This is a genomic window from Nostoc sp., assembly GCF_036919815.1.
Classification (GTDB): domain Bacteria; phylum Cyanobacteriota; class Cyanobacteriia; order Cyanobacteriales; family Nostocaceae; genus Nostoc.
Map to the genome: position 1 here is coordinate 86,175 of NZ_JBALCE010000126.1, position 6,691 is coordinate 92,865.

The following is a 6,691-nucleotide window of genomic DNA, read 5'->3' on the forward strand; positions in this document are numbered from 1 at the left end:
GTTATGAATTCTGAGTTAGAAGTTATGAGTTATATAATTTTTAATTTCTAACTCTTCACTATTCACTCAGCACTCTTAAAGGTTGCCAACTTCAGGAAAGCGCTTCGCCAAATCAATGCCTTTTTTGACGTGGTTTTCTCCCTCTTCTGCTAATTTATCCAGCGAGTCAAAGCCAAAGCGATGAGCATCTCGTAAGGTTTTCACAGCTAGCAAAAGACGGCCAGAAAAAACTAGCGCCCAGCCAAATCCTTCATGGCTTAAATCAACCACAACCTGGGATATCAAACCTGTTTCCTGTTCAATCCCAGCAGCTACAGCTCGAAAAAATGCCATAATTCGAGCTTGAGTTACCGGATCAACTTCGGCCTCAACGGAGATTTCCCGCTTCTTTTGTTTAGTGACAATAAAGGGTTTGAGAATCAACTCATCAGACCAATTACGATAAAATCCATAACTGTCTTGACCACGGATTTGTTGAATTAATACCTTAAGGAAAGGTGAGTTCAAGACTTCAGTTGTTGCAGTTCCGTTAACACTATTATTTGTGGTCATACCGTTGCTTCATTTTCAACTTCATCTGCAAAACTTGTGGATTTTGGCTGTAAAGCTTTACGCAACCAAGGTGGAGGATTACCTTTGAGGGTTTTTACTAGCTTATTTAGCACTTCACTAATTTCTTCTTCTTCCGATCGCGCCTTCACTGGGGTAACACCTTTCTTAATTAACCGAGCGGCAGCGCTACCACCAATTGCTATTACATAAATAATTGTGCAATCCTCTAGAGCCGCAAGTTTTGGTGCGAGTCTACTCTCATTATTCTCTTCTTGGAGCTGATCCTCAAAGTTAAGAGTCTCTAGGAATTTATATCCTTCATCCGAGATTTCATAAACATCAATTTCATCTGCTGCTCCAAAATGAGTATTAATATGAACTCGGTCACTCGTCGTGAAGGCAATTTTCATCCTAATTTGTCCTTTGTCAGTTGTCATTTATCCTTTGTCTCTGAAGTTCTGATCTAAGGCTTTTTTAGATCAGACTTCTCTCTTTGTCATTTGCTACTCATCAATGACGAATGACGAATGACTCTTCTTGTTCTAAAAACAGGTTGCCGATGCCATACACAAGTTCCATCGTGCCTCGATAGCCAACTTTAGTAAATTGACCATTACCTAAGCGGTCATAAATGGGCAGTCCGAGACGATAAAGAGGAATCGAGAGCCGTTTGGCGATCGCACCGACATTCGAGTTACCAATCAGCAAATCAGAACCGTCTGCTAGACTCTCAAAGTCTTCCAAATCGCCGATTGTGATGTTTTTAAGCGGGAGTTTTTCTAGTAAAGGCGATCGCGTGGTAGTCACCGCCGCATGAATTTGCGCTCCCATCGATTGCAGGAAATGCACTATTGACCACAACAAATCTGGTTCCAGCGCTAAAGAAACTCGTTTTGCACCGAAGTAAAAGTGAGTGTCCAACATCGCATCTTGCAACTGACGACGTTGGCGGCGGTATTTTTCGGGTACGCTGTTACCACTCAGAATTGCCAATGCTTGAATAAACTCATCTACCGCTTCTAATCCAGTCAGTTCGCCAAACACCTCATAAGGTGTGCCAAAGCGTTCTTCCAGAATCTTGGCAGCACTCCGCATACTTTCACCCAATGCTAGGGTAAAAGCAGAACTACCTACTTCTTGTAGCTGTTTTAAGGTAGTCCCACTGACTGTAACAGCACTGTAATTATCTTCTAAATGACCATCTAGAGAAGCGCCAAGGTCAGGTATAAAGATAGGTATCAAGCCAAAAGCCGTGACTATCTCTTTGATTTCTTGTACATCCCCTGGTGTGAAGGCAGAACCCGCCAAAATCGTCACTTGTTCAGTTCTGATTACACCTGGTTGAGGAATTTCCTTAACTATGCTTTCCACAGCAACAGCAAAACCATCTTGCAACGCACCTTTAAAATCTGGGGTAGGTGCAAAAACGATCGCCAAATCATTCAATTCTGGGTGGCGATCGCGGATTGCCTTAAGAAAACCCTCGATGTCATCTCCTCTAGTTTCAGTCAATCCAGTGGTACATAAACCAATAATTTCCGGGTTAGCCTTTTCTACCAAAGTGAGAATTGCTTGTTCCACATTCTCTTCACCACCTAAGATAGTAGTGACTTCCGTCATCGCTGTCGTAGCTAGGGGAATCGCTTCCCGGAAATGCCGCACCAGGACAACTTTAGCAAAAGCAGTACAACCTTGAGAACCGTGGAATAAGGGCATCGTCCCTTTCAATCCCAAAAAGGCTAAGGTTGCACCCAAAGCTTGACTTTGCTTGAGAGGATTAACTGTCAATGCTTTGTTAGAAACGGTAACGATAGCCATCTAAACCTCCAGGGTACTCCCGCCACATCGGTATTCCGATTGGCGGTGACGGGGGTAGTGGTAGTCATTGCTAGATTTTAGGGGTTCGATACCCCAAAATCTAGCAATGACAATGGTTTCATGGTATACTTGTAGTAGCAGAGTAGCGGTAATTCGCACTGCTAAACTACTGAACATTGAAAACATGGTATGGGGTTCTAGGCATGAATCGTTGTCTAGGTGAAAGTGTGTGCGTAATAGGTTGAACATACTTTTGTACTTGTTCAAAACAACGGTGAGGATGCATCGTTGCTGGCTGTGGATGATACTGGAATACCAGTCCCGTGAATCAGCAAATTCTAATCGTGAGGTTAGATGCTCCCGCTACATTCCTGGCAATTAGCGGCGAGAGTCGTCACTAAACTACCTCCTCTTCTTCCCAAGGAGCGGGCTTACGTATCTGTTCCCAAATTGGGCTATACAGAGCTTCGTACAGTTCCCGCGCCATCTCAATCATCCCCACATAACCTGCATAGGGATGGTGACGTTCTTGGTTGATATCAAGGAAAGGAATTCGAGCTTTCAAAGCGGTGTATTGGTTACGACCACCAGCAATCAGCATATCTGCGCGAGTGTCTTTAACCACCTGTAGCAATTCCTGAGCGTTGCCCTTCTCCAACATAATGCCATCGTTGCCGAGCAACTTCTTGATTTTGGTTTTATCTTCCTCAGTACTTTTCCTCGTACTGGTAGCAACAACTTCAATCCCTAAGTCCTTAGCCGCCGAGATAATCGACCAACTCTTGACACCACCTGTATACAAGACAACCCGCTTCCCTTTGAGTCGAGCGCGATAGGGAGCCAATGCCAAATCTAAAGCAGCAGTTTCTTCTGCAATCAGCTTTTCTGTGCGCTCCTGTAAATCAGCGTCGCCTAATTTAGCAGCGATATTTCGCAGGCAGTGATTCATATCATCAATGCCGTAGAAAGACTCTTCAATGTAGGGGATGTTGTAACGCTCCTCCATCTTTCTGGCCATATTGACCAGCGCTCGTGAGCAGATCATCACGTTCAGCTTGGCGCGGTGGGCGTAGCGAATTTCATTGTAGCGAGCATCGCCCGTAATTTTAGACAAAATACGAATGCCTAATTTTTCTAACAGTGGTGTTACTCCCCACATTTCTCCGGCGATGTTGTATTCACCGATTAAGTTAATATCATAGGGGGTTGTATGTTCCGGTTCTGCTGTGCCGACAACATATTCCAACAAAGCTTCACCACCAAAACGATTACCCAGATTTTTACTACCAATGAATCCTGGTGCAATGACAGGAATAACAGGAGTACCAATTTTCTCAGCAGCCGCTTTGCAGACAGCATCAACATCATCACCAATTAAGGCTGTCACGCAGGTAGCGTAGACAAATACAGCTGCTGGTTGGTAGCGCTCTTTGAGTTCCAGAATCGCTTTGTAAAGCTTCTTTTCGCCACCGAAGATGACATCATTTTCACCCAAGTCAGTCGTAAAGCCCATTTTGTAGAGTTGAGGGCCAGATGATAGACTACCACGACTGCCCCAGGAATTACCAGCACAGGCGATCGGGCCGTGGACTAGATGCGCTGCATCTGCGATCGGTACTAAGGCAATCATTGCACCATCAAAGGCACAGCCCCCTTGAGCCGCGCCAGGTTGTGCCTGTTGGGCGCAAGACTTGTTTTTCTTTTCAGATTGTTTGTGCTGATTATGCTCGCATCCTGGCTCAGTGAGCAGCTCGTTGATTTTGCCTTGGGTGATTTTCATCTCTCTTCTCGTACTGAATTGTTAATTGTCCTTTGTCATTTGAATAACTAATGACCATTGTACAGACGCGATTAATCGCGTCTCTACTGACTAATGACCAATGACCGATGACTAATGACTAACAAATGTATTTTGTGACATCCTCTCCACAGACATCAGCGAGGTAAGATAAAGCCCGAAAACGCAATCCTACAAATTCGTCATATAAAGGATTGAGTTTACACAATGCTGGGATATCAATAGACCGCCCAAATAATTTAATTTGTTGCTCAAAGGGACAACAACAAGGAATTGTTTGGCAAATTAGATGAGCGATGCGATTATTTTTAACCTGAATTCCATCCACTAGACGGCGCAACGGATTGAGAAGATTATTGAACTTCCCTGGTTTTTTATAGTTAGGTGGATGGTAATTAGGGTGAGCGTGAGTGTGTTCGTGAGTATGATTGATGGTTTCCATCTATTTAATACCTCAGGTAAATGCTAGAAAGAAAAAGGGAAGTTGGGGATTGGGCATTGGGGATTGGGCATGGGGCATTGGATTTGGATATTTCCCTATTCCCGTACAGACGCGATTAATCACGTCTGTACCCACTCCCTACTCCCCTTCTTTACCCTTTAATTAACACGTTGTGTTTCTACGCAATTTCTAACGAATCAAGTCGTAAGAAATATCTGTCTTAGAAGGAATGTTGGTGTTGCGATCGATTTCTTCAAACAGGGTATTTACAACCCAGTTGAGCAAGTTGATCGCACCTTGATAACCAATGGTGGAGTAGCGGTGTAAGTGGTGACGATCTATGATGGGATAGCCAATTCTCACTAAGGGAGTCTTAGTATCGCGCCACAGGTACTTACCGTAGCTGTTACCAATAAGGAAGTCTACGGGTTCGGTGAACATCAAAGAACGCAGGTGCCACAGGTCTTTACCAGGCCAAAGAGTTGCATTGCTACCAAAGGGGCTAGAAGCAAGCAGTTCTTTCATTTCTGCTTCAAATACTTCGTTGCTGTTGTGAACCAAGATATGCACAGGTTCAGCACCCATTTCTAGCATAAAGCCAACTACGCTGTATACTAAATCTGGTTCGCCGTAGATAGCGAAGCGCTTGCCGTGAATCCATGAGTGGGAGTCAGTCATGGCATCAACTGCCTGACCGCGTTCAATTTCCAATTGTTCGGGAATGGGGATACCACTCAGTTGGCTGAGTTTCATCAAGAACTCATCAGTACCCTTAATACCCCAAGGACGGGAAACTGAGGTTGGTTGCTTCCACTCTTTTTCAATGTACTCGCGGGTTTTGAGGGTGGAGTGTGCTTGCAGAGCGATCGTAGCTTTAGCATTAATTGAATCTTCTGCATCTTCTAGCTTTGTACCACCTGGGTACATATTGAACTCACCTGTGTTGGGTGAATCCAGATAGTCGCTGTTGTCGGCTAGAATTGTGTAGTCAAAGCCGAACAACGAAGCAATCCGCTTGATTTCTCGGTTGTTGCCAACGTAGGTGTCAAAACCTGGGATAAAGTTGATCTTACCATTGCTGGTTTCTTTCTTATGACCTGCTGTCAGGTTAGAAAGAATTCCCTTCATCATGTTGTCGTAACCAGTGATGTGGGAGCCAACAAAGCTAGGGGTGTGAGCGTAGGGTACTGGGAAATCTTGAGGAACTGAACCAGCTTCCTTGGCGTTGTTGATGAAAGACTGCAAGTCATCACCAATTACTTCTGCCATACAGGTGGTGCAGACAGCGATCATCTTGGGCTTGTAGAGTTGGTAAGAGTTCGCCAAGCCGTCAATCATGTTTTGCAGACCACCAAACACGGCTGCATCTTCAGTCATTGAAGAAGATACACCAGAGAATGGTTCTTTGTAGTGGCGGGTTAAGTGTGTGCGGAAGTAAGCAACGCAACCTTGAGAACCTTGAACAAAAGGTAGAGTGCCTTCAAAACCAACAGCAGCAAAGATTGCTCCCAATGGTTGACAACCTTTAGCAGGGTTAACGGTTAAAGCTTCACGAGCGAAGTTCTTTTCACGATAATCCCAACTCTTTGTCCACTCTGCAACTCGTGTTACTTCTTCAGCTTCGTGACCGTTTTCAAACTGCTTTTTGTTTTCAAATAGCTGTTGGTACTCAGGTTGGTGGAATAACTCTACGTGGTCTTGAATTTTTTCGGGATTCTGAGGCATTTTCGGATCTCCAAGCTTACTGAATTCTTTACTAATCGAGGAATAAAGATTTAAGGCGGGAGTGGGAATATGATTCAAAATTCAAAATGCAAAAACCAAAATTAATTTTCATTTTTAATTTTGAATTTTGTATTCCCAACTCCCCCCTGGGGCTAAAACCCCAGGTTATCCTTACTTATCTCACTCTCCCATTTCCCTAAACGGCAGCCTTAGCCTTAGCTTCAGCCTTCTTAGCCTGAGCTTTTTCATTCCAAGGAGCGCCAATTAATCCCCAGGTTGGGCTGTTGAGTGCCAAGTCCATGTCGCGTGCGAAGATGGCGAAGCCGTCATAACCGTGATAAGGGCCGGAGTAATCC

At 44.4% G+C, this 6,691-nt stretch carries 7 protein-coding genes; all 7 read right to left on the reverse strand.

Annotated elements, in window-relative coordinates; all coding sequences use genetic code 11:
* Window positions 1-75 precede the first annotated feature (75 nt).
* The 7 genes from V7K15_RS28715 to nifK all read right to left on the reverse strand — a co-directional run bounded on the left by V7K15_RS28715 (window position 76) and on the right by nifK (window position 6,335).
* Entirely contained in the window at window positions 76-552 is a 477-nt protein-coding gene (locus V7K15_RS28715) for a NifX-associated nitrogen fixation protein (RefSeq protein ID WP_334911223.1), read from the reverse strand.
* On the reverse strand, window positions 549-962 hold the full coding sequence (gene nifX, locus V7K15_RS28720) for a nitrogen fixation protein NifX (protein WP_334911249.1): 414 nt from the start codon (window positions 960-962) through the stop codon (window positions 549-551). Before nifX ends, V7K15_RS28715 begins: the two co-directional genes overlap by 4 nt.
* Before the next feature lie 100 nt (window positions 963-1,062).
* A complete protein-coding gene (gene nifN, locus V7K15_RS28725) occupies window positions 1,063-2,370 on the reverse strand; it encodes a nitrogenase iron-molybdenum cofactor biosynthesis protein NifN (RefSeq protein WP_334911225.1) in 1,308 nt (435 codons plus the stop codon).
* Window positions 2,371-2,619 carry a hypothetical protein gene (locus V7K15_RS28730; protein ID WP_334911227.1) on the reverse strand — a complete coding sequence of 83 codons (249 nt, stop codon included), beginning with the start codon at window positions 2,617-2,619 and terminating at the stop codon, window positions 2,371-2,373.
* A gap of 148 nt (window positions 2,620-2,767) precedes the next feature.
* On the reverse strand, window positions 2,768-4,150 hold the full coding sequence (gene nifE, locus V7K15_RS28735; RefSeq protein ID WP_334911229.1) for a nitrogenase iron-molybdenum cofactor biosynthesis protein NifE: 1,383 nt from the start codon (window positions 4,148-4,150) through the stop codon (window positions 2,768-2,770).
* A gap of 118 nt (window positions 4,151-4,268) precedes the next feature.
* Entirely contained in the window at window positions 4,269-4,610 is a 342-nt protein-coding gene (locus V7K15_RS28740; protein WP_334827849.1) for a Mo-dependent nitrogenase C-terminal domain-containing protein, read from the reverse strand.
* Window positions 4,611-4,799: 189 nt separating this feature from the next.
* A complete protein-coding gene (gene nifK, locus V7K15_RS28745) occupies window positions 4,800-6,335 on the reverse strand; it encodes a nitrogenase molybdenum-iron protein subunit beta (protein ID WP_334911231.1) in 1,536 nt (511 codons plus the stop codon).
* Between the last annotated feature and the right edge of the window lie 356 nt (window positions 6,336-6,691).

Coding starts and splice junctions, on each gene's coding strand:
- nifN (WP_334911225.1), bottom strand. CDS start 2,370: ATGGCTATCGTTACCGTTTCTAACAAAGCATTGACAGTTAATCCTCTC.
- nifX (WP_334911249.1), bottom strand. CDS start 962: ATGAAAATTGCCTTCACGACGAGTGACCGAGTTCATATTAATACTCAT.
- V7K15_RS28730 (WP_334911227.1), bottom strand. CDS start 2,619: ATGTTCAACCTATTACGCACACACTTTCACCTAGACAACGATTCATGC.
- V7K15_RS28715 (WP_334911223.1), bottom strand. CDS start 552: ATGACCACAAATAATAGTGTTAACGGAACTGCAACAACTGAAGTCTTG.
- nifK (WP_334911231.1), bottom strand. CDS start 6,335: ATGCCTCAGAATCCCGAAAAAATTCAAGACCACGTAGAGTTATTCCAC.
- nifE (WP_334911229.1), bottom strand. CDS start 4,150: ATGAAAATCACCCAAGGCAAAATCAACGAGCTGCTCACTGAGCCAGGA.
- V7K15_RS28740 (WP_334827849.1), bottom strand. CDS start 4,610: ATGGAAACCATCAATCATACTCACGAACACACTCACGCTCACCCTAAT.